General features: G+C 68.1%; 19 protein-coding genes. 9 read left to right on the top strand and 10 right to left on the bottom strand.

Annotation, left to right across the window (positions count from 1 at the left end):
• From pgl to AC1DFU_RS04010, 4 genes are read left to right on the top strand one after another with little or no spacing between them, the layout of a single operon-like run.
• Nucleotides 1-681, top strand: coding sequence for a 6-phosphogluconolactonase (pgl, locus tag AC1DFU_RS03995; RefSeq protein WP_092294169.1), 681 nt, complete (start codon nt 1-3; stop codon nt 679-681).
• 36 nt (nt 682-717) lie between these two features.
• Entirely contained in the window at nt 718-1,740 is a 1,023-nt protein-coding gene (locus tag AC1DFU_RS04000; RefSeq protein ID WP_441591194.1) for a glucokinase, read from the top strand.
• A 15-nt stretch (nt 1,741-1,755) separates the two neighbouring features.
• Nucleotides 1,756-2,463, top strand: a complete 708-nt coding sequence (locus AC1DFU_RS04005) for a response regulator (RefSeq protein ID WP_441591195.1) — start codon at nt 1,756-1,758, stop codon at nt 2,461-2,463.
• Nucleotides 2,463-3,803 (top strand): sensor histidine kinase, encoded by a 1,341-nt coding sequence (locus tag AC1DFU_RS04010; RefSeq protein ID WP_092294164.1) that lies wholly within the window; start codon nt 2,463-2,465, stop codon nt 3,801-3,803. Before AC1DFU_RS04005 ends, AC1DFU_RS04010 begins: the two co-directional genes overlap by 1 nt.
• 12 nt (nt 3,804-3,815) lie before the next feature.
• Here AC1DFU_RS04010 and AC1DFU_RS04015 read toward each other — a convergent pair whose 3' ends face one another.
• From AC1DFU_RS04015 to abiEi, 3 genes are all read right to left on the bottom strand, one after another.
• Nucleotides 3,816-4,751 (bottom strand): 2-hydroxyacid dehydrogenase, encoded by a 936-nt coding sequence (locus AC1DFU_RS04015; protein ID WP_092294162.1) that lies wholly within the window; start codon nt 4,749-4,751, stop codon nt 3,816-3,818.
• A 194-nt stretch (nt 4,752-4,945) separates the two neighbouring features.
• Nucleotides 4,946-5,836 carry a nucleotidyl transferase AbiEii/AbiGii toxin family protein gene (locus AC1DFU_RS04020; RefSeq protein WP_092294160.1) on the bottom strand — a complete coding sequence of 297 codons (891 nt, stop codon included), beginning with the start codon at nt 5,834-5,836 and terminating at the stop codon, nt 4,946-4,948.
• Nucleotides 5,814-6,374, bottom strand: a complete 561-nt coding sequence (abiEi, locus tag AC1DFU_RS04025; protein ID WP_441591196.1) for a type IV toxin-antitoxin system AbiEi family antitoxin — start codon at nt 6,372-6,374, stop codon at nt 5,814-5,816. Before abiEi ends, AC1DFU_RS04020 begins: the two co-directional genes overlap by 23 nt.
• 173 nt (nt 6,375-6,547) lie before the next feature.
• Between abiEi and AC1DFU_RS04030 the strand changes: the two genes are divergently transcribed.
• Nucleotides 6,548-8,350 (top strand): OPT/YSL family transporter, encoded by a 1,803-nt coding sequence (locus AC1DFU_RS04030; protein ID WP_092294156.1) that lies wholly within the window; start codon nt 6,548-6,550, stop codon nt 8,348-8,350.
• Between the two features lie 19 nt (nt 8,351-8,369).
• Here AC1DFU_RS04030 and fumC read toward each other — a convergent pair whose 3' ends face one another.
• Nucleotides 8,370-9,785, bottom strand: a complete 1,416-nt coding sequence (gene fumC / locus AC1DFU_RS04035) for a class II fumarate hydratase (protein ID WP_441591197.1) — start codon at nt 9,783-9,785, stop codon at nt 8,370-8,372.
• 136 nt (nt 9,786-9,921) lie between these two features.
• Nucleotides 9,922-10,272, bottom strand: coding sequence for a four-helix bundle copper-binding protein (locus tag AC1DFU_RS04040; RefSeq protein WP_092294152.1), 351 nt, complete (start codon nt 10,270-10,272; stop codon nt 9,922-9,924).
• A gap of 218 nt (nt 10,273-10,490) precedes the next feature.
• Here AC1DFU_RS04040 and AC1DFU_RS04045 point away from each other — a divergent pair, with 218 nt between their 5' ends.
• The gene (locus tag AC1DFU_RS04045; RefSeq protein ID WP_092294150.1) at nt 10,491-10,862 is read left to right on the top strand and encodes a hypothetical protein; all 372 of its coding nucleotides are present in this window, start codon (nt 10,491-10,493) and stop codon (nt 10,860-10,862) included.
• 60 nt (nt 10,863-10,922) lie between these two features.
• Here AC1DFU_RS04045 and AC1DFU_RS04050 read toward each other — a convergent pair whose 3' ends face one another.
• A complete protein-coding gene (locus AC1DFU_RS04050; protein WP_441591198.1) occupies nt 10,923-12,908 on the bottom strand; it encodes a sensor domain-containing diguanylate cyclase in 1,986 nt (661 codons plus the stop codon).
• A gap of 309 nt (nt 12,909-13,217) precedes the next feature.
• Here AC1DFU_RS04050 and AC1DFU_RS04055 point away from each other — a divergent pair, with 309 nt between their 5' ends.
• On the top strand, nt 13,218-14,711 hold the full coding sequence (locus AC1DFU_RS04055; protein ID WP_092294146.1) for a putative bifunctional diguanylate cyclase/phosphodiesterase: 1,494 nt from the start codon (nt 13,218-13,220) through the stop codon (nt 14,709-14,711).
• Nucleotides 14,712-14,837: 126 nt separating this feature from the next.
• On the opposite strand, the gene AC1DFU_RS04060 is transcribed toward AC1DFU_RS04055, so the two are convergent.
• On the bottom strand, nt 14,838-15,164 hold the full coding sequence (locus AC1DFU_RS04060; protein ID WP_092294144.1) for a PadR family transcriptional regulator: 327 nt from the start codon (nt 15,162-15,164) through the stop codon (nt 14,838-14,840).
• A 560-nt stretch (nt 15,165-15,724) separates the two neighbouring features.
• Between AC1DFU_RS04060 and AC1DFU_RS04065 the strand changes: the two genes are divergently transcribed.
• The gene (locus tag AC1DFU_RS04065; RefSeq protein WP_441591199.1) at nt 15,725-16,636 is read left to right on the top strand and encodes a DMT family transporter; all 912 of its coding nucleotides are present in this window, start codon (nt 15,725-15,727) and stop codon (nt 16,634-16,636) included.
• A gap of 21 nt (nt 16,637-16,657) precedes the next feature.
• Here AC1DFU_RS04065 and AC1DFU_RS04070 read toward each other — a convergent pair whose 3' ends face one another.
• Both AC1DFU_RS04070 and fur read right to left on the bottom strand, forming a co-directional pair.
• Entirely contained in the window at nt 16,658-17,065 is a 408-nt protein-coding gene (locus AC1DFU_RS04070; protein WP_092294141.1) for a PXPV repeat protein, read from the bottom strand.
• Between the two features lie 126 nt (nt 17,066-17,191).
• A complete protein-coding gene (fur, locus tag AC1DFU_RS04075; protein ID WP_092294139.1) occupies nt 17,192-17,638 on the bottom strand; it encodes a ferric iron uptake transcriptional regulator in 447 nt (148 codons plus the stop codon).
• A 684-nt stretch (nt 17,639-18,322) separates the two neighbouring features.
• On the opposite strand from fur, the gene AC1DFU_RS04080 reads away from it, so the two are divergent.
• On the top strand, nt 18,323-21,841 hold the full coding sequence (locus AC1DFU_RS04080; protein ID WP_441591200.1) for an autotransporter domain-containing protein: 3,519 nt from the start codon (nt 18,323-18,325) through the stop codon (nt 21,839-21,841).
• A gap of 1 nt (nt 21,842) precedes the next feature.
• Here the strand turns inward: AC1DFU_RS04080 and AC1DFU_RS04085 are convergent, their stop codons facing one another.
• Nucleotides 21,843-22,733 (bottom strand): LysR family transcriptional regulator, encoded by an 891-nt coding sequence (locus AC1DFU_RS04085; protein ID WP_092294135.1) that lies wholly within the window; start codon nt 22,731-22,733, stop codon nt 21,843-21,845.
• Nucleotides 22,734-22,818: the final 85 nt, after the last annotated feature.

Below are 22,818 nucleotides of genomic sequence, written 5' to 3' on the forward strand. Positions count from 1 at the left end.
ATGCGCCAGTACGAACATGCCTCCGTGATGGATCAGGCCGAATCGCTGGCCCTCTCGATCGGCCATGCGCTGGATCTGGTGATCCAGGCCAAAGGCTGGGCGGTGCTGGCGGTGTCCGGCGGGCGCTCGCCGGTGCCGATGTTCGAGCGATTGCGCTATCGGCCCATCCGCTGGGACGCCGTGACCGTGACGCTGGTGGATGAGCGCGCGGTGCCGCCCGACCATCCCGACAGCAACGGCGCGCTGGTGCGCCACAACCTGCTGCGCGAGGCCGCGGGCGTGGCGGCCTGGGTGCCGCTGGTGGAGGATGCCGCCGAGGCGTCTCAGCCGGAGCGCGCCGTGGCGCGGCTCAACGAACGCTTCCAGCAGCCGGACGTGGTGGTGCTGGGCATGGGCGAGGATGGGCACACGGCGTCGCTGTTCCCGGAGGCGCCCGAGCTGCAGACCGCGCTGTCCGAGCCAAAGCCCGGTTTCCTCGTCACCCATCCGACCAGCGCGAACCACGCCCGCGTGACGCTGAACCTCGCCGCGCTGCTGGCCGCCGAACGCACCTTCCTGGCCATCACGGGCGAGAAGAAGGCCGAGGTGCTGGCCCGCGCGCTCCAGGCGCCCACGCCGGCGCTGCCGGTGAGCCTGGTGCTGGCGCGGCACCGCCATGGCGTGGATGTGTTCCGCACCTGATCGCCCGCCAACGTTCGTTTTCGACAAAGGGTCCCGATGCCTCCTCCTGATTCGCAAGCCGACTCGTTTCCCCGCCTGCTGGCCGACGTGGGCGGCACCAACGTGCGGATGGCGCTGGAGACGGCGCCGCTGCGAATTGGTGCGGTCACCGCGCTGAAGGTGGCGGATTTTCCGTCGCTCGAAGCCGCCATGCAGCAGTACCTGCGCGGCCTGCACGACCTGCCGCGCCCGCGCCATGCGGCCATCGGTCTGGCCAATCCGGTGACCGGCGACCACGTCAAGCTGACCAACCACAACTGGGCGTTCTCGATCGACGCCACGCGCCGCGCACTCAACTTCGACACGCTGGTCGCCATCAACGATTTCACCGCGCTGGCGCTGGGGCTACCCTACTTGCCCGCCGAGGACCTCGCGCTGGTGCGCGACGGCACGGCGGTGCCCACGGCGCCGCGCGCGCTGCTGGGGCCGGGCACGGGGCTGGGCGTCTCGGGACTGGTCCCCGCGCCCGGCGGCGGCGCGGTGGCGCTGGCCGGCGAGGGCGGCCATATCGAAATCATGCCGGACACCGACGACGAGTGGACCGCCTGGCGCTACGCCCATCAGCATCTGGGCCGGGTCTCGGCGGAGCGGATGCTGTCGGGCATGGGCCTGTCCCAGATCCATGCCGCGCTGGTCGCAGAAACGGGTACGCCCCTGGCCCAGCCACTGACGCCGGCCGAGGTCACGGATGGTGCGATCAAGACCGGCGACCCGCTGTGCCAGCGCGCCTTCGCGGCGTTCTGCGGCCTGCTCGGCTCGGTGGCGGGCGATGTCGCGCTGGTGCTCGGTGCGCGCGGCGGGGTCTACCTCGGCGGCGGTATCGTGCCGCGTTTCGTCGATGCCTTCCGGGCCTCGCCGTTCGCCGCGCGCTTCGCCGCCAAGGGTCGCATGGGCGCCTATCTGGCCGACATCCCGGTCTACGTGATCACGGCCGCCTACCCGGCGCTGCCCGGGCTGGCGCGCGCGCTGGCAGACCGCCTGGAGGGCGACATGCGCCATGCCGGCGCCGCCCACCCCTGACTGATTGATCCCGATATGCGTGTACTGCTGGTGGAAGATGACGCCATGATTGGCGAAAGCGTGAAGGTGGCGCTGCGCCAGGAGGGCTTTACCGTCGATTGGGTGCGCGATGGCGATGCCGGCCTCGACGCCGCGTCTGACCAGCACGGCCCCCGCGCCGACGGCGGCTACGACCTCGTGCTACTCGACCTCGGCCTGCCGCGCCGCTCGGGCCTGGACGTGCTCAAGACGCTGCGCGCCCGCAACGTGCGCACACCGGTGCTGATCCTGACCGCCCGCGACGCCGTGGCGGACCGCGTGGCCGGCCTCAACGCCGGCGCGGACGACTACCTCGTCAAGCCCTTCGACCTCCAGGAACTGGCCGCGCGCATGCACGCGCTGGCGCGCCGGGCTGAGGGCCGTGCCGAGCCGCTGCTGCGCTATGGCGACATCGTGCTCAACCCCGCCACGCGCGAGGCCACGCAGGCCGGCACGGCGGTGCGGCTGTCCGCGCGCGAGTTCGCGCTGCTCTCCGCGCTGATGGCGCGCCCCGGGCAGGTCTGGTCGGTGGCGCAACTGCAGGAGCGCCTCTACGGCTGGGACGACGAGGTGGGCAGCAACACGGTCGAGGTCTATATCCACGCGCTGCGCCGCAAGTTCGGCGCCGCCCTGATCCGCAATATCCGTGGCGTGGGCTACATGGTGCCGAAGCAAGACGGCGCCGACGAGGAGCATCCGTCCTGATGCGCTCGATCCAACGTACGTTGTTGTGGTGGCTGGCCGCCGGGCTGGCGGCGGGCATCGCCGTGGCCACCGGGCTGATCTACGCGCAGGCCCGGCAGGAGGCCAACGCGCTGTTCGACTACCAGATGAAGCAGGTGGCGGCGGCGTTGCCGAGCCAGTTCCCGAGCCCGATGGCGCCGCCGTTCGACGGCGGCAATGGCAGCGGCGCCAGCGCGGACCTGCTCCATGCGGACGAGGACGTGGTCATCCACATCTGGGACGGCACGGGCCGCAGTCTCTACCTGTCTCACTCCCACCCGGTGCTCCCGCCACGCGCGGAACTCGGCTTCTCCAGCGTGCTGACGGATTCCGGCGAATGGCGCATCTACAGCGTGCAGCTGGGCCCGACCGTGGTCCAGATCGCCCAGCCGATGAGCGCGCGCCGCACGCTGGCCGCGCATATGGCGCTGCGCACGGTCGCCCCGCTGTTGCTGCTGCTGCCGCTGCTGGCGTGGTTGATCTGGATGGCGGTGGGACGGGGTTTGCGCCCGCTGCGCGAGATTGCCACCGAGGTGCGCGCGCGCGACGCCAACACGCTGGCGCCGCTGGCCTTGCGCCAGATGCCGGACGAAATCGCCCCGCTTTCCGACGCGCTGAACCAGTTGCTGGCGCGGCTGGCGCAGGCCATCGACACCCAGCGCGCCTTCGTGGCCGACGCTGCCCACGCGCTGCGCACGCCGCTGGCGGCGCTGCAATTGCAGGCGCAACTGGTGGAGCGCGCCGACAGCGCGCCGGCCCGGCAGGAAGCCGTGTCGCAGCTGCGGCAGGGGCTGGAGCGGCTGACGCACCTCGTCGCGCAGTTGCTGACGCTGGCGCGGCAGGAGCCCGGCGCCGCGCCGCCGCCGCATGAGCCGGTGGACCTGCGCGCGCTGGCTGCGGGGGTGATCGCGGAAATGTCCCAGGCGGCCATCGACCGGGATATCGACCTGGGGCTGGAGGCCGATGATGCCGAAGGTGCCATGGTGCGGGGCGATGCAGACGCGCTGCGCATCCTGCTGACCAATCTCATCGACAACGCCCTGCACTACATTCCGGCCGGCGGGCGGATCGATGTGCGGGTGGCGAGGTTGTCTGATGGCGGCGTGGAACTGCAGGTCAGCGACAACGGCCCGGGCATTCCCGCCGACGAACGCGCGCGCGTGTTCGACCGTTTCTACCGCGTACCGGAGGCGCCCACGGGCGGCAGCGGGCTGGGGCTGGCCATCGTGGCCGAGATCGTCCAGTCGCACGGCGCCCGCGTGGCGCTGGAAGACGCCGCGCCGGGGCTGCGCGTGCGCGTGACTTTCCCCGTCGCGGCCTGAGCCTGTCGGTGCTTAGCCGACCGGCGCGAACAGCGGCTCGCCCGCGAAGTGCCGGCGCGCGTTCTCCAGGAACTGGCTGACCGACGCCAGCACCGCTTCCGGCGACCAGCCGGCCATGTGCGGGGTCAGCACCACGTTCGGGCAATCGAACAATTCCTTGGGCGGCAGCGGCTCGCTCTCATAGACATCGAGCCCGGCGCCGCCCAGCTCGCCGGCGCGCAAGGCATCGGCCAGCGCCGCCGTGTTCACCACGCTGCCCCGCGCGATATTGACGAGGTAGCCGTGCGGCCCCAGCGCGCGCAGCACCGGCGTATCGACCAGATGCCGCGTCTCCGCGCCGCCCGGCGTGGCGATGATCAGATAGTCGGCCCACTCGGCCAGCGCGCCCACATCGGCAAAGTACGAGAACGACACGTCCTCGCGCGCCCGGCGGTTGTGATAGCCGATCTCGAGGTCGAAGCCCTGGCCGCGCTGGGCAATGCGCCGCCCGATGGTGCCGAGGCCGATGATGCCGAGCCGCTTGCCCGAGAAGTTCGGCGGCAGCGGCAGCGTGTTGCGCCAGATGCCGTCGCGCGTGGCGTGGTCCAGCGCCGGCACGCGGCGCACGGTGGCCAGCAGCAGCGCCATGGCGTGATCGGCCACGCAGCTGTCGTTGGTGCCCGCGCCGTTACCCACGGCAATCCCGCGCGCCCGGCAGGCGGCCAGGTCGATGTTCTCGTAGCCGGCGCCCAGCGCGCACACCACCTCCACAGCCGGCATGGCCGCGATCTCGGCAGCAGTCAGGCCGACCGTGCCATTGGTCAACACGGCGCGGAACGTCTTGCCGTGCGCCGCCACCTCCGCCGCCCGGCCCTCGGCCGTGGGCGCGTAGCGGACGTCGTACTGGGCGGAGACGAGTTCAAGATGAGCGGGTTCGAGCTGGATCAGGACAAGCAGGGCGGGCTTCATGACGTAACGGCGAGGGAAGTGAATGGAGGATGCCGGCGGACCGACGCGACATTCTATGCCCGACGCCGGATCAATGCTTGACCACGCAAGGGTCGGGGCGCGCAGAAATGGGTACGGTTTGGGGGCGGGGGAGGCGGAAGGCGGCGGAAACGCCTGCGCAGAAACGGGTACGCTTTGGCCCCATCCGGGCCGGATCAGGCGACCGCGAGATCGGCGTCGAGTACCTTCTGGGCCAGGGTTTCCGCACGCCGCAGGAACTGCGCGGCCAGCGCGGGATTGGCGATCTGGCTCGCCACGCCCGCATCGACGAATCGCGTCATTTCCGCGTGGAACGCCTTGGCCGTCTCGGGTTGGGACAGGAGCGCCAGCCGCTCGCGCAGACGGTCTTTGTACGACGGCACGGTCCAGCCATAGTCGATCAGCTTCCTGCCGATCAGCGCCATGTCAGGCGTGAGCTGGCGGTCCGTCAGGAACTTGATGTCCCAGACGTCGCGCGCCTTGATGTAGGGGCGGGCGCCCAGTGCCACCATCTTGTCGGCAAGGATTTCGCGCGGCGTCTCCGCCGTGACGATCATCTGGCGGAGGGGTTCCGGCAAGTGCGGATAGTTGGCGCTGACCGCGACCAGATCGGGATCGTGCGCCGGCACATTGGCAACCTCGATATGGATGACCTGACCCTGCGGCACGCTGCGGTCGGCCTGTGGCATCTGCACGCGTGCGCTCCAGCGCGCGACGTGAACGTCCGACGGGGCCGCATCCTTCGCGGGCGTGCGGATCTCCACCTCCAGGCCGTAGGCATTGGCAATTTCCCGTCGGAGCAGGGCCTCGAACGGCGCCATGACAGTAGGATCGAATGCGCGTCCGGCAACGAAGTCCAGGTCCTCGGAATAGCGCGTGCCCTGATAGCAGAGCCGCAACGCGGTGCCGCCCTGGAAGGTCAGCGCGGCGGCCGCGCCGCTCTGCAGCAGGGCGTAGAGGATTTCGTAGTGGAGGATTTCCTTGGCGATCGTGCCCGCCGGCACGCGCCGCTCGGTGGCGTATCGGCCGGCCAGTGCCAGGAGATCAGTACGGGTGCGAAATGGCATGGTCCGAATGGGGAGACTGCGAGGGAATCTGCACGAGATCGACATTGCGCCCGGCGCGGCGCAGGTCCTTCAGCGCGCGTTCGGGCTTGGCGACATACATTTTGCGCCGTGCATCGAAGACGAGATCGTCGCGCAGGGTGTCGATGTGCCGCGCCGTATGGGTGAATTCGAGCGTCCCGTACGGCGTGTGGAACGTCTGGCTGCGGCCTGTCGTCATCAGCGTCAGCTGCGAAGGGAGTTGCGACAGCCATCCCGCCTCGGATAACGCCGATTCGAGGCTCAGGTAGTTAAGGTCCCACGGGCGCAGGAACGCCGGCAGGGCGCTGAGCACGTCGGGCGGCAGGGAGCGTGCCCGCGGATTGATATAGAGCCCACGGGCGATCCGCTCGATCATCCCGGTGCGCTGGTGACGGGACAGCGACTTGTTGAGCGTGTCGCCGGACTCCCCAAAAAGCTGGCTGAGGACGGGAAGCGAAAAGCTCCAGATGCCGGCGCGATCCCAATGCTCCAGGGTGGCCAACAAGGCACTGAAGATCATTATCTCTACGATAAATGGACAGATTTGGTCATTATATGTGCAGATCCTGCGGGTGCCCAGCTTATCTATACAGTAACAGGACATAAATAGGCGGTTTTCGTATAGATACCATGCCTTCACCGCACGGTGGCGTCCGCGCCACTATGCTTGGGAGCATTCACGTCCGGAATCTCATGTCCACCCTCCTCACCACTCCCCGCTGGCGCTGGCTGCCCGCCCCTGATACCTGGCAATACCACGCCCTGCTTGGCGCGGCGGGGATGCTGGTGCTTGGGCCGCTCGGCTGCGTGGCGGCGGCCTATATGAACTTCTCGCTCGGGTTCTTTATTGGCGGGCAGGTGCTGGCCGGCATTCTGGGTTCGGCGGTGACGGCGGGCTATGGCGCGGCGGGGCGGCATGGGGCGAACTACATCCAGACGGCGGCGGCGTCCGTGGCCGGGATGGGCGGGATGGTCGTGGTGATCCAGGCGATGGGCTGGATGGGCATGGATGCGCCGCCGCTCTGGCACCTGATCGGCTACATGCTGTGCATCGGCATGTATGGCGTGGGTGTGGGCATGCTCTACACGCCCTTGCTGGTGGACCGCATGCAGCTGACGTTCCCGTCCGGGCTGGCCGTGGCCAACATCCTGCGCGCGTTGACCGATCCGGTGCTGCTGCGGCGCTCGGTGGCGCGGCTGGGTGGCGGCATCGCGCTTGGGGCGGTGGCCGGGGTGGGGGTCACGCGCGTGGCGTGGCTGGGCGCCATCGACCTGTCCGCGTCCACCTTCGGCGCCGGGATGATTGTCGGCGCGCGCATCGGTATCGCGGCGCTGGTCGGGGGGCTAGCGGGATGGGCGCTGACGCCGTATTTCGTGTCGATTGGCTGGCTGGCGCCGGGCGACCCCTATCGCAAGATCACCTTCCTGATCGCGCTGGGCATGATCATGGGCGCGGCGCTGATCGATGTGTCGATGCTGCTCGTGCGGGCCTGGCGGGAGCGGCAGCCGGCCAACCCGGCGCCGGCCCCCGCCTCCCAACAACGCGGCCTGCCGATGCGCTGGATCTGGCTCTGGGTGGTGGTCTGGGGCGCGGCGGTGGTGGCGGCCGGCGCGGTGTGGTTCGGCCAGCCGGTGGGCTACCAGCTGATGGCCGTGGCGCTGGTGCTGGTGTTCGCGCTGGTCAACGGCATCTCGGTCGGCATGGTGGACTCCAATCCGATCTCGTCGGCCTTCGTGCTCACGGTGATCCTGATGGCCGCCGTGGGGCTGCGCGAGCCCCATATCGGCCTGATCGCCGCGACCGTGCTGCTCGTCTCCACGGCCGAGGCGTGCGACATGCAGCAGGACCGCTCCACCGGCTGGCGGCTCGGCACCAACCGGATGACGCAGTTCGGCTATCAGGTGGCCGGCATCGTCGTGGGCGCGGTGCTGGCGGTGCTGCTGGCGCGGCTGTTCATGCAGGCGTATCCGGTGCTGCGGCTCGACCAGACCCTGCTGCCGGCCGATCAGCAGCCGGCGCGCTGGACCTCCGCGATGACCTACAAGATCGTCGGCGCGCTGCGCAGCATGACCGAGGACCGGCCCTACCAGCGGCTGGCGGTGTGGATCGGGGTGGGTATCGGCCTGGTGACCGAGGTCGCGCGCAAGACGATCCGCGCATCGGCCCGCTACCGGCGCTTCGCGCAGTCCGGCGGCACCGGCAAGACCGTCGATTTCCTGCTCGATGCCGCCGTGCTGCCGTCGCCGTACGCGTCGTCGTTCGGGGGCTTCGTGAACCTGCCGGCCGCTGCGTGGATGGCGGCGGGCGGGGTGCTGGCCAGCGTGGTGAATAGTGTGGCGAACAGCGTGGCGAAAAACCGCTCGGCGCCCGCCGGCGATGCCGCGCTGCCCGAGGACATGAGCACGACCTCGCTGGTGGGCGGCGGGCTGATCGCCGGCGATGCCTTGGCGGCGCTGGCGCTGGGCGTGGCAGGGTTGGTGGCGGTCGTGGGCTGACCGCCTTCCAGCCGGGCGCTCACACCTCCTTCGTCATCCCCTTGAAGTCGATCCACTGGCCGAACTGTTCCTCGGTGACGTGGCCGGAGGCGATGGCGGCCTCGCGCAGGGACAGGTTTTTCTTCACGGCCAGCTTGGCGATTTCGGCGGCTTTGTCGTAGCCGATATGCGGGTTCAGCGCGGTCACGGACATCAGGGAGCGTTCGAGCAGTTCCTGGATGCGCGCGCGGTCGGGCTCCACGCCTTCCACCATGTGTTCGGCGAAGCTCGACGCTGCGTCGGCCAGCAGTACCACAGACTGCAACAGGCTATAGACGATCACCGGCTTGTAGGCGTTGAGTTCGAGCGTGCCGAGGCTGTTGGCCAGCGTCACCGTCGTATGGTTGCCGATGATGCGGCAGCAGACCATGGCGAGGGCTTCGGCCTGGGTCGGGTTGACCTTGCCGGGCATGATCGACGAACCGGGTTCGTTGGCCGGCAGTTGCAGTTCGGCAAACCCGGCGCGCGGGCCTGAGCCGAGCAGCATGAAGTCCCGCGCGATCTTCAGGAACGACGACGCCGTGGTGTTCAGCGCGCCCGACAGATCGACCAGCGCGTCATGGGCGGCCTGGAGCGCGAAGCGGTTCGCCGCGGGCTCGAACGGCAGGCCGGTGTAGCCGGCCAGCGAGCGGGCAAACGCGGCGGCGAATCCCGGGGGCGCGTTCAGGCCGGTGCCGACGGCGGTGCCGCCCTGCGCCACCGGCATCGCGCGCAGCATGGCCTGTTGCAGGCGCGATTGCGCGTCCGCCACCTGCGTCATGTAGCCGGAAAATTCCTGGCCGAGGGTCAGCGGCACCGCGTCCTGCAGGTGCGTGCGGCCCACCTTCACGATGTCGGCAAACGCTTCCACCTTCTTTGCGAAGGTTTGTTGCAGTTTTTCGAGCGAGGGGAGCAGGGTCTGCTGGATAGCGCGCGTGGCGGCGATGTGCATCGCCGTGGGAAAGCTGTCGTTGGACGACTGGCTCGCGTTGACGTGGTCGTTCGGGTGAACCGGTTTCTTGCTGCCGACCTCGCCGCCCAGCAGCTGGATGGCGCGGTTGGAGATCACCTCGTTGAGGTTCATGTTGGTCTGCGTGCCCGAGCCGGTCTGCCAGACCGAGAGCGGGAACTCGGCCGGCCACTTGCCGGCGATGACTTCCTCGGCGGCCTGCTCGATGGCTTCGGCAATCTCGGGCTTCAGCACGCCCAGGTCGCGATTCGCACGGGCCGCGCAGAGCTTGAGCACGGCGAACGCCTCGATCAGCGCCGGGGGCATCTTCTCAGTGCCGATGCGGAAATTCTGGCGGGAGCGCTCGGTCTGGGCGCCCCAGAGATGATCGGCCGGCACGGCCACATCCCCGAGGCTGTCTTTTTCGAGGCGGGTGGCTGACGAGGGGTTTGCGGGCTTGGCGGACATGGACGGACTCCTTGAGGGAAGGCTGCAGGATCAGGCAGGACTGCTAGCATAGCCTTCCCGCGTCACATTCGCGCTGAAGCCCCTTTCGCCGTCAGGCGGTTAGATTGCCGTGGAGATTGCTGTCGATGCCGGCGGGTCAGGCGGTCATCTTGAGGCACATTTCCATGCAGGCCTGGCACGCCGCGGCGCATTCCTGGCAGTGCCAATGGTCATGTCGTTCACATTCTTCCTTGCACCATTTACACACTTCGGCGCAGTCTTCACAGACGAGGGGAGCAAATTCGCTATTGCGCAGCATGTAGGAGGCGGCGAGGGTGCAGATGCCGGCGCAGTCCATGTCCAGGGCGATGCAGCGGGTCATCTTCCGGGCGTCTTGCTCCTCGAGGCAGGCGGCCGCGCACTTCAGGCTGGCGGCCGCACAGGCATTGCAGGCGGCGATACAGTCGGCATACCGGTCAAAATTCTCTCGCACTGTGGGTCGAATCATCGGGTGTCCTCCTTGGGGGTGGGTGGTCGACAACCAGCAACCGTTATCCACAATAGCAGGCGCCTCGGCGTCCTGCCGCAATGTGGCGTGGTCTACAATGGCCGCCTCAGGTTCGGCGCCGTCAGCGTTGGATAGTTCCGGTCCATCGATTTGAATGGCCGGAGAAGCGTGAAGAAGTTGCAAATTGGCAGCGATAAGCTGCGAGAAAGGACGGCATCATGGGTGAAGCAAAACGGCGGGGCACGCCCGAGGAACGGGCGCAGCAGGCGCAGGCACGAATCGACGCCCTGCGGCCCGCACAACTGGTCTGCGGCGCGTGCAAGACCTCGTTCACCAATTTCGATGCGATTCCGGCCCCCGGCCTGCGCGGCATCGACGCCGTATTCGGCGGCGAGTGCCCGAGCTGCGGCAACGATGTAGTCGTATTCAAGGGCGAACCCCAGGCGGTGGCCGAGGCCATGCTGGCCTACGAGCGGATGATGGGCGAGAGCGCGCGGCTGGGCTACCAGTCGGCCGATGGCCGGCACGTGCCGTTCGACGAGGCCGCGCCGCAGGCATCGGACGCGTCCGACGACTCGACCAAGCACTGAGCCCCCGGGCGGGTGGCGCTTTCAGCGCCGAAAGTCCGCCGGTGATGCCCCTTCAGGGCGTCAGGCTTCCAGCGCCATCAGCTCCGCCGGGCCAATCTCGTAGCGGCCCCGGCCGAGCGCCTTGGCGCGGTAGAGCAGCGCGTCCGCCATGCGCTTGAGCGTCTCGTCCGTCATCGGGCTGCCGCGATAGAGCGCCACGCCGATGCTGACGTCCACATCGGCCATCACGCCGTCGAAGTAAAAGCGCTGGCCGATGGAGTCCAGGATGGACTCGGCAATGCGCTGGGCCGTGGCGGGCGAGGGGATGTCTTCCAGGATGACCGCGAATTCATCGCCGCCCAGCCGTGCGACGTGGTCCTGGTCGCGCACGCAGCGGCGCACGCGCAGGGCGAACGACTGCAGCAGCATGTCGCCCGTGGCATGGCCGTGCGCGTCGTTCACCGCCTTGAAGCGGTCCATGTCGAGGAACAGCAGCGCTATCAGACTATTCTCATCACGGCTGCGCGCCATGGCCGCGTGGAGCTGGCTCTCGAAGGCGCTCCGGTTCTCGAGCTGCGTCAGGTGATCGGTTTGGGAGATCCGCGCCAGCCGCTGGTGCTCCAGCTTGCGCTGGGTGATGTCCTGCACGTGGATGTGCACCCCCACCACCTGCTTGCCGTCCTCGCTCCATTCGGGGCGGTAGCTCATTTCCATCCAGTGCGGCTGCGGCGTGCGGTATTCGCTCTCGAACGTGATCACCGCGCCCGCCAGCGCCTGTTGCAGGAAGGGGCGCGCCAGCGCGTAGCGCTCCTCGCCCAGCAGCTCCCGCACAGTCTTGCCCCGGATCGCCTCCACCGGCATGCCGAATGCCTGCTCGTAGGCGATGTTGTTGAAGACGTAGCGCTCGTCGTTGTCGACAAAGGCCAGCAGCGAAGGCAGGTTGTCCGTGACCGCGCGCAGCCGGCGCTCGCTGCGCGCCAGTTGCTGGCCGCGCTGGCGCACATCGCGCATCAGGCGGATGAACGCGCGCGTTACGTCGCCGATTTCATCGCGCTGGGGGCGGCGGGGCAGGCGCTCGAAGGCGTCGGCGTCGTCGGCGCTGGCCTGCACCACCTGATGCAGCCGCGACAGCGGCATGAGCAGCCGCCGCACCGCCAGCCAGATCGCCAGCGCCACGCCGCCCAGCACCAGCCCCGCCATCATCAGGAAGCGTCGCTGCATCTGGCGCAAGGGCGCGTAGGCCTCGCGCGCGGGCAGCACGGCGATCAACTCCCAGCCCGTGGTGGACATCAGGTAGCGCGCGATCACGGGCCGTTCCGGCATCAGGAATTCGAACGTCGCAGTCTGGTCCGTCTCGCCGCAGGTGTCGCCCACGGCGCGGGCCGGCTGGCGGGCCTGGCGGGTGTCCGGATGCTGCACGTAGACCGGCTTGGCACCCGCTGACACCAGACAGTAGAACCCGGTGCTACCCAGCCGGCTACGCGCGATCTCGACCAGGAAGTTCGAGCGCGACAGATCGAGCCAGCCGCCCACCAGGCCGAGGAACTGCTTCGACGCCGAGACCACCGGCATCGCCACCAGCACGCCAATCGTGCCATCGACGCGCGCGTGGATCGGCGCGGCCACCACCGGGTTCAGCGTGCGCACCGCCTCGCGGAAGTAGTCGCGGTCGGACACCTCGATCGGCGGGCCGGAGGATGTCAGCACGCTGCCCGTGGCATCGGTCACCACCACCGAATTGAACGCCGCCGGCACCGGGATGGTCTTGCCGATGACGTCGAGCAGGTCGGCGCGCACGTCCTCCCGAGCCCGGCCGTGTGCGCCCTCCAGCACCGCGCCGATCTGCGGTGCCATATGGGCCAGCATCACGATGCGGTCGTCCATGGCCGTGTCGAGCTGGTCGGCAGAAAGCTTGACGATGGAGTCCTGCTGGTTCTGGAGGGCGTCCTCCAGGTCCCGGTGCGCGTAATAGAGCGAGCCGAGTACGATGCCCGTCCCCAGCACGGCGGCGAGCACCGTGGTGATCAGCGCGATGCGCGCCTTCAGGGAGGGTTGGATGCGGGGCATGCTGACAAACGCGGGCAATACGGAGGGCGAGGGCGCGCGGGAGTGGAAAACAATGCTGCTCACGCACTTCCCGTGCCTGATTCCGGGGGTGCGGCAGCGGGGGGAACCTATCACGCATCACCCGTTTGAGTCAGCCGGGGGAAACGGCGTTGACAACGGCCGCGCATTTCTGCTGGCGGCCCGCGCATGTGTGTGCGGAAGCACTGTGCGCCGTTGGGCCGGCACGGTATAGTGCGGCCGGCGTGTCGAAATTGCCCCCCAAACGAGGGGGAGCCGGCGCCATTTTCCACCGTCTTTTATCCTGCCTTCATGACTTTGTCCGCGTGGTTGCCCGTTCTGCCCTGGCTGCTGGTTGCAGCGGGCGGCGCTTTGGCGGGCTGGGCGGCGCGGGCTTGGTGGAGCCGCCGGGCGTCCGGGCAGGTGACCCAGGCCCAGGCGACGCAGGACCAGACCGAACGCCGCCGCGTGGACGAGTACATCCGCCATCTGGCGCAGCACGATGCGCTGACCGGGCTGCTGAACCGCGCCGCGCTGCACAGCCGCACCGAGGCCGTCCTCGACGATGCGCGCCGCCATGGCGAGCGCGTGGCGCTACTGCTGCTCGACCTCGACCACTTCAAGCACATCAACGAAACCCTCGGGCACCCGGTGGGCGACGACGTATTGCGCACGATTGCCCAGCGCCTGCGCGGCACGGTGCAGCCGCGCGACGTGGTGGCACGCATGGGCGGCGACGAATTCGCCGTGGTGCTGGGCGGCCTGCGCCATGACAGCGAGGCCGAACTGACGGCGGCCAAGATCCTGGCGCGCGTCTCCGAAGGCTTGCAGCTGGCCGGGCACCTGGCCGGGCAGCCGCTGCGGGTGACGCCTTCGCTCGGCATGGCGATCTATCCCGACGATGGCGAGACGCTGACCGACCTCCTGAAATCCGCCGATTCGGCCATGTACGCGGCCAAGCGCGGCGGCCGGGCGCAGCTGCGGCGCTTTGCGAGCGAGATGGCCGAGGCTTCGCTGACCCGCTTCACGATCGAGGCGCTGCTGCGCCGCGCGCTGGCCGAACAGGAATTCCGGCTGCGCTACCAGCCCATCGTCGACCTCGCCACGCTGAACGTGGTGGGCGTGGAGGCGCTGATCGCCTGGGAAACCCCCGAGCGCGGCGTGATGCAGCCATCCGAATTCATCCCGATTGCCGAGCAGTGCGGGATGATCGACGCGCTGGGCGAGTGGACGCTGGCCACCGCATGCCGCGACATCCAGACCCTGCGCAACGAACTGGGCCGCGACATCGACGTGGCGGTGAACATCTCGCCCTTGCAACTGCGCCGGGCGGACTTCCCGGAGACCGTCGCGCGCTGCCTCCAGGCGGCCAGCCTGCCGGCCCCGAGCCTGACCATCGAGGTCACCGAAGGCATTCTCGTGGATGGCGGCGAGACCACGATCGAGTCGTTCCGGCGCGTGCGCCAGTTGGGCGTGAGTGTGTCCATCGACGACTTCGGCACGGGTTATTCGGGCCTGGGCTACCTGACGCGGCTGCCGATCAGCAAGCTCAAGATCGACAAGTCATTTGTCGATGACCTGGCCGTGCCCGGCCACGACCGCGCGGTGGCGGCCGCCATCATCGCGCTCGGCCATCAACTGCACCTGCACGTGGTGGCGGAAGGTGTGGAGTCGACCGCGCAGCTGGATTTCCTGCGTGGCGAGGGCTGCGACGCGGTGCAGGGTTTCCTGTTCTCCCAACCGCTGGGGCTGAACGCGCTGCGCGACCTGCTGCTGGCCGGAGACGGCTTCTCGCGCGTCGCCTGAGGCCCCTCCGGCACCCATCCGGCGCCGCAGAAACGGGTACGCTTCAGGTTCGCTGTGGCCATGAAAAAACCCGGCTGGCGCTCAGGCGCACAGCCGGGTTTGTCTTGTCTGGGGATCAGTCGGGGCTCAGCCGTTGACGATGGACGCCGCCGCGTCCTCGCCGTTGGGCGAATGGAGCCGGCGGTACAGTTCGTCGATGCGCAGCCGGCTGCTCGCCAGTTCCTCGCGTCCCTGTTCGGTCAGTTGGTAGACCCGCCCGATACCGTCGCGCAATACACTTTCCAGATACCCATCCATCTGCAACGCGCGCAGCAAAGGCCGCACCGTGCCGATATCCACCTGGAATCCGTACTCCATCAGCATTTCTGCAAGCATGGCCACGGTGGCGGGCACCTCCATGGCGAATTGCAAGACGTAGACGCGGGCTAACAAGCCGAGGAACTGTCGTTTCATGAGGCAGGCAACGCAAAGGGGGGACTGGCGGTTGACGCGGATTTTACCGCGCGCGCTGCGGCGCTGCCCAAGAGATGCCGAAGTCGCATACGATAGGCGCTTTCCGACGGCAGAAAAAAAAGAAGCCGCCAGGGTTGCCTGGCGGCTTGTCGGGAATGCGTCGGAGGGGTCAATTAACTCTGGCGCAGAACAGAGTTTAGCGGAATCGAATACGCGATGTCACGCCCTGTGCTAGGGCTCCCCACATATGGGGGGTAGGTATGAAAGGCATCCGAAAGCGATTCTGCGGCGATTCCGCAACAATGGTGATCTTTGCCCCACTTTTGGGCAGACTTTGCGACTTTTAGCGCGTGTTCTTTGGCCATTTTCGTGGTCAGGATCAGGTCCGATTCCAGCGCGCAGCCTGCCGTCGGGCGCGGTGTAATGGCAGTACGGTGTCGCGCGTCGTGTTGTTCAATCAACCTACGGCACGGGGCATATCGATCGATTTTTCGTCGTTTTGTATCCAATGCGCAACGGTTTCGCGGCAGGCGCCCGAATCGTTGCTTCTCACGAAGCCCATGAAACCCTCCGACCTGATTCGTCTGCTGTCGCTGTCCGCCATCTGGGGCGCCAGTTTCCTGTTCGTGCGCATCGGCGCGCCGGTGCTGGGGCCGCTGCCGACAGCGTTCTTCCGCGTGCTGATCGGTGCCGTCACGCTGGCGGCCTGCCTGATGCTGATGAAAGTGAAATGGGATATGCAGGGCAAGTGGCGCCCGGTGATCGCGCTGGGCATCATCAACTCGGGTATCCCGTTCGTGATGTATTCGGTGGCTGCGCTGTGGCTGCCGGCGGGCTATTCGGCCATTTTCAACGCCATGACGCCGCTGATGGGCGTGCTGATCGGCAGTCTGTTCTTCGCCGAGAAGCTGACGCGCGCCAAGGGGATGGGGGTGCTGATCGGGCTGGCCGGGGTGGCGGTGCTCACGCGCACTGGCCCGGTGGTGTTCTCGCATGACGTGTTGCTCGGCGCGCTGGCCTGCCTGGTGGCGACCTCGTGCTACGGGCTGGCCGGCTTCCTGACGCGCCGCTGGATCACCGCGCGCGGCGGCCTGGATAACCGGCTCGTGGCGGCGGGCAGCATGGTCGGCGCGACGCTGTTCCTGCTGCCGTTCAGTCTGGCCGCGCTGGTGCGCGAGAACACGCTGCCGGCCGCTGGCCTGGGCGTGTGGGCGGCCATGCTCGGCCTCGGCATGGTCTGCACGGCCATCGCCTACGTGCTGTATTTCCGGCTGGTGGCGGATCTGGGCCCGGTGCGGTCGCTGACGGTGACCTTCCTGATTCCGCCGTTCGGCATCGTCTGGGGCTGGATGTTCCTGGGCGAGACGCTGTCGTGGGCGCATGCCGCCGGAATGCTGCTGATCGGCGCGGCGGTCTGGCTGGTGCTGAAGCCGGCCGCGCCGGCGGTCAAGCCCGCTGCGGCAAGCTCCTGACGACTGGCTTATTGGTCTGACTTAGTGGCGGTGGTCGCCACGGTCACCATGGTCGCGGTGGTCGTCATGGCCGCGATGGTCATCGTGACGGTCGCGGCCATACCCATAGCCATGGCCGTTGTCGTGACGATGCCACGCCTGGTACTGGCGGCGGTCATACCAGCGGCCGCCATCCCAGTAGCGATCGCCATGCCAGCCGATCACGACCGGCGCCACCACCACCGGCGCCGGACGATAGACCACCGGCGGCGGCGGCATGTAGACCGGGGCCGGACGGGGCTCGACATAGACGGGAGCGGGTGCCACGTAGACCGGGGCCGGCGCGCCGAGGTTGACGTCGATATCGACGCGCGCCATGGCGGCAGTGGAAGCTGCCAGCGCGGCGGCGCCAGCGACGAAAACCAGCAGGGAAAGGGGACGCTTGTTCATAGTATTCACCAGGGGGTGAGAGGTTATGACTCCACTCTACCCATCTGGCGTATTACTATTCACGCACATTTGTAACAGAATCGGCCAATTCTGTAAGAGATCCGGCCGGCACTTCTGCCCGGCCGATTACTCGCTTCCCGGCACCACCTGGCAGGCCGGGCACAGGCCATAGAGCACCAGCATGTGCTCGCGCAACTCGAAATCATTCTCGGCCGCCACCTTGCGCTGGCGTTGCTCGATCCCCTCGTCACGGAATTCCTCCACCACCCCGCAGCTCACGCAGATCAGGTGGTCATGGTGGCCGCCTTCGTTCAGTTCGAACACGGCGTGGTCGGCTTCGAACGTGTGCCGCAGGAGGATATTGGCCTGCACCAGCTGGTTCAGCACGCGATAGACCGTGGACAGGCCCGCATCCACTTCCTGCGCCAGCAGGATCCGGTAGACATCTTCCGCGCTCAGGTGGCGGCGGTCGCTGCGCCGGAACGCCTCCAGCACATGCATGCGGGGCGACGTGGCTTTGAGGCCGGCGCGTTGGAGAGGGGTAGGGCTGGACTTCACGGATGACAGGGACATGCGGCGGCTCGCACCGGGCGGGGTGCGCTCAGTTAGTTGACTCCACGAGGATTCCGAAGGCGGTGGGCGCGGGTATCGAGGTATCGATGGCCCACCGGCCGAGGCGTGCTGGAAATCAGGCGAGAAGCACCCGGGCCGGACGACGCAGACTGGCAGCCCGTCCCGGGCGGCGCGCCGTGCCTGACGGCGCGCGGAATAAAAAGGTGGCCTGGCTTGTCGCAGGATGACGCGATCGGGAAAACGGGGTCTGGATGTTTTCCCGATCTTCCTGCGACTGGCTACTACCAAACGCTCCGTGTGTCGGAGCGGTCCCCACAAAAGTCGGTAACAGGCGCCGCATTGCTGCCACGCCCTGAAAACTGTTTTGTCTGCGCCGGCGGTGCCGTTCGTCAGACAGTGAAAGCAGTGTAAATGGGAATCGATCTCATTTCAAGAGGAATTTTCAGGAATTTTTGATGGGCGAGTCCGTTGTGAAAAATAGACAAAGCGGCCGCTGCACGGGCGACAGTACCCAATAGGGGGGATGCCGTAGGCGCCACTTTCGCTTATGGTCTGCCCGGTCTGAAAAAAGAACAGCCCCCTAAATAAAAGCGGGGTTGCGGGAGAAATCGGGTGCAAAACAACAAAAAACGAGGCGGTTGCCAGCACGGCGCCGCAGGGGTGGCGCGCGCAGGTTCCACGGGCATGGCGAGGGTCTTCCGGCGATGGCTGGGAACGATCCTGGCGCTGTGGCTGATGGCTGTCGCGCAACTGGCATGGGCGGTGCCGCCCACGGTGACGTCGATCAGCCCTTCCAGCGGATCCGCCGCCGGCGGCACGATTGTGACGATCATCGGGACCGATTTCACAGGCATACCCGACGTCAGGTTCGGCGCGACCTCGGCCAGCTTCGTCGTGGGCAGTTCGACGAATATCACCGCCACAGCGCCCCCCGGGGCCGCCGGCACGGTCGATGTGACCGTGACCACGGCAGACGGCACCAGCGCCATCAGCGCCGCAGACAGGTTCACCTATGTCACGCTGCCCACGGCGGGGGCGGTATCCGCCACGGTGGCCTACGGGAGCACCAACAACCCGATCACGCTGAATCTGACCGGCGGCGCGGCCACCAGCGTCGCGGTGGCGACGGGGGCCTCCCATGGCACCGCTACGCCGTCGGGCACGACGATCACCTATACGCCCACTGCCGGCTATGCCGGCCCGGACAGCTTCACCTACACGGCGACGAACGGGGCGGGTACCTCGGCGCCGGCCACGGTCACGGTCACGGTTTCGGCGCCGACGATCAGCTATGCGCTGCCCTCGCCAACCGCCGCCACCGCAGGCGTGCCGTACAGCCAGTCGCTGGCCATGGCGTCCGGCGGCGCCGCGCCGTACACCTATACGCTCGCCTCAGGCGCACTGCCGTCTGGGATCAGCCTCGCCTCCAACGGTACGCTGGCCGGCACGGCCACGAGCGCCGGCACCTACGTCTTCACGGTCAAAGCGACCGACAGCAGCACAGGTGTCGGCCCGTTCTCCAAGACGAGCAGTCCGCTGACGTTGTCGGTCCTTCCGCCAACCCTCTCGATGAGTCCGAGCACCTTGCCGACTCCCGTGGTCGCCATCGCCTACAGCCAGACCATGTCGACAAGCGGCGGGACCGCGCCGTACAGCTATGCCGTGACGAGCGGTACGCTCCCGTCCGGGCTGGCGCTAAGCCCGAGTGGGGTGTTAGCGGGCACGCCAACCGGGGGCGGCGCTGTCGCTTTCAGCATCACCGCGACCGACACCGCAGGCTTCTCGACTACGCAGAGCTACGTGATGACCGTCGGCGTGCCGATGGTGACCATGAGTCCGACGGCCGTGCCAAACGGCACCGTGGGTGCGCCCTACAACCAGGTCCTGACGGCAGGTGGGGGCACGGCGCCGTATACCTATGCCGTGACCAGCGGGGCGCTGCCGGCTGGCGTAACGCTGTCCCCGGCGGGCTTGCTGTCGGGGACGCCGACAGCGAGTGGCGCCTTCAACGTCACCGTAACCGCCACGGACAGCAGCACCGGCGGCGGCCCATACACGGGCAGCCGGCCCTACACGCTGATCGTGGGAACGCCCACGCTGACGCTGTCGCCCGCCACGCTACCCACGCCGACCCTCGGCACCGCCTACAGCCAGACGCTGACCGGTGCCGGTGGTGTCGCACCCTACACCTTCAGCATCTCGGCCGGCACGCTGCCGCCCGGATTGTCGTTGAACCCGAGCACTGGTGTGCTGAGCGGTACCCCGACCACGCCGGGTGCCTCCACCTTCACCGTGAAGATCATGGACAGCAGCACGGGGGTGGGCGCGCCATTCACCACCACCCGCAGCTTCACGCTGGCCACGGCGCAGACGATTCCCACAGCGCCGCCGGTGGCGGTGACCACGGCCTCCAACGGACCAGTGACGATCCATGCCGCCGCCAACGCCACGGGCGCGCCGTTCTCGGGCGTGACGATCACCACGCCGCCGGCCAGTGGCAGCGTGGTCGTCAATGGGCTGGACATTGTCTACACCCCCACGCCGACCACCTCGGGCGCGGTGACGTTCGCCTACGCGCTGAACAATAGCGCCGGGGCCTCGGCGCCGGTGACGGTCACCGTCACCGTGAACGCGGTGCCGATCGCGGTGGCCCAGCGGCAGCTCTCGACCCTCGCCAACCGGCCGGTCAGCGTGGACGTGACCGAGGGCGCCACGGGTGGCCCGTTCACGGGCGTGACCATCGTCTCGGTGACGCCGGCCAACGCCGGCAGTGCCACCGTGGCCGCCAGCGCGGCCAAGAGCCCCGCCAGCGCGGACAAGCAGGTGGCTGCCGCCGCCGGCTACACGGTGACGTTCACGCCGGCTGCCGCGTTCTCGGGCGCCGCCGTGGTGACCTACACGCTGAGCAATGCCATCGCCACCTCGTCGCCAGCGGTGCTCGAGCTGAGCGTGGCCGCGCGCCGCGATCCGTCGACCGACCCGGACGTCTCGGGCCTGATCAACGCCCAGATCCAGGCCGCGCGCCGCTTTGCGACGGCGCAGCTCAGCAATTACAACCAGCGTCTGGAGCAGTTGCACGGCAAGGGCCGGGCGCCGTCTGGCAACCAGATCACGGTGCAGATGCCGCGCACCGAGGGCGATACGCGGCGCTGCGAGTCCGAGCAGAACCTGACCGCGCGCGATGCCTGCCTGCGCGGCGTGCTGCCCGCGAGCCGGCTGGCCGACACGGGCCGGCGCGGTGGGATGGATAGGGGAGCGGGATCGCGCGAGGCCGCGGTGGCCGCCGAAGCCGGCGCCGGCGATGGGACCGGCGAGGGCACCGCACCAGACCTGCCGAATGCCGGCGCCGCGTCGACGCCGGACAACGACGATATCCGCCTGGCCTTCTGGACCGCCGGCACGGTGGACTTCGGCTTCGCCAACACCACGGCGCAACGGTCCGGCTTCCGCTTCACCACGGGCGGCGTGACCGCCGGCGCGGACTACCGGTTCTCGGACGAATTCACGCTCGGCCTCGGCTTTGGCTACGGGCGCGATTCGACGGACGTCGGGGCCTCCGGCACGCAAAGCAAGGCCGACGCCTTCAGCGTGGCGCTCTACGGCAGCTATCGCCCGAAGCCCTCGCTGTTTATCGACGGGGTGGCCGGCTACGGCTCGCTGAATTTCGATTCGCGCCGCTGGGTGGGCGACGAAAGCGCCTTCGCCTATGGCAGCCGCGACGGGCATCAGGTCTTCGCCTCGGTCTCCACCGGCTACGAGTACCGCGACTCGGCGTGGCTGGTGTCGCCCTACGGCCGCCTGTCGGTCTCGGAAAGCACGCTCGACCGGTATTCGGAAACGGGCGCCGGCTTCAGTTCGCTGACCTACTTCGGGCAGACCGTGACCGCGGTGTCCGGCACGCTGGGCCTGCGCACCGAGTACGCGCAGCCCACGCGCTGGGGCCTGTTCCTGCCGTTCGCGCGGGTCGAATTCCAGCATGACTTCAACGGCCAGAGCGGGGCCGGGCTGGCTTATGCCGACCTGGCCGGCGCCGGGCCGGCCTACACCGTGAACGGCTCGCCGTACGGTCGCGACCGCGTGCAGGTGGGTCTGGGCGCCAAGCTGCGCACCCGCTCGATGCGCTTCGGGCTGGACTACAACGTGATGTTCGGCATGGGCGGATTGCAGCAGGGCGTGCGGCTGACCTTGGCGGCGCCGTTCTGATTTACGCCGCCTTCACGAAATCGATAAAAGCGCGCAGCGGCGCGGGCACGTGGCGATGGCCGGGGTAGTAGAGGAACGGTCCGGAGAACGTCTGCCACCACGGCTCCAGGATGGGCTCCAGCGCGCCGCTGTCGAGGTAGCGGCGCAGGCCGCCCTCGAAGAAATGGACCACGCCGCCGCCCGCCAGGGCGATCTCGAAGGCGAGGTGGAAGGCGGCGGCCGGCTTCACGACCAGCGGGCCGGGCGGGTCCAGCGTCACGACCTCGCCATCGCGCTCGAAGATCCACGGCGGCATCGCGCCGCCCGCGAACTGGCCGCGCAGGCAGGCATGGCCGAGGAGTTCGCGCGGATGGCTGGGCCGGCCGTGCCGATCCAGATAGGACGGCGCCGCAGCCGTCGCAAAGCGCTGCACGCGCGCGCCAATCGGCACGGCGATCATGTCCTGCTCCAGCCGCTCGTCATAGCGGATGCCGGCGTCGCAGCCAATCGTCAGCAGATCGACAAAGCTGTCCTCGACGATCACCTCGACGCGGATATCGGGATAAGTCTCAAGAAAGCGGGGCAGCAGCGCGGTCAGCTCCAGCGTGGCCACGCTCGACGGCACGTTGAGCCGGAGCGTGCCGGTGGGTTTGTCGCGGAACAGGTTCAGCACGTCGAGCGAGGCTTCCATCTCGCTGAACAGCGGCGTCAGCTTCTCCAGCAGGCGCAGCCCGGCTTCGGTCGCCGCCACGCTGCGCGTGGTGCGGTTCAGCAGCCGCAGGCCGAGCCGCGCTTCCAGCCGGCGCACGGCAATGCTCAGGCTCGATGCGGATACCCCGCCGATCCGTGCAGCATCCCGGAACCCGCCCGCGCGGGCGACTGAAACAAAGGCGGCAAGGTCGTTGAATTCCATCGCAGCAATGGCACGGACTGTGCAGATTATTGAACAACCTGTGCAATCTAGATGGGATTATCGAACAGCGCAATCGCTCTCATAC

Source organism: Cupriavidus sp. 10L45 (genome assembly GCF_056395225.1).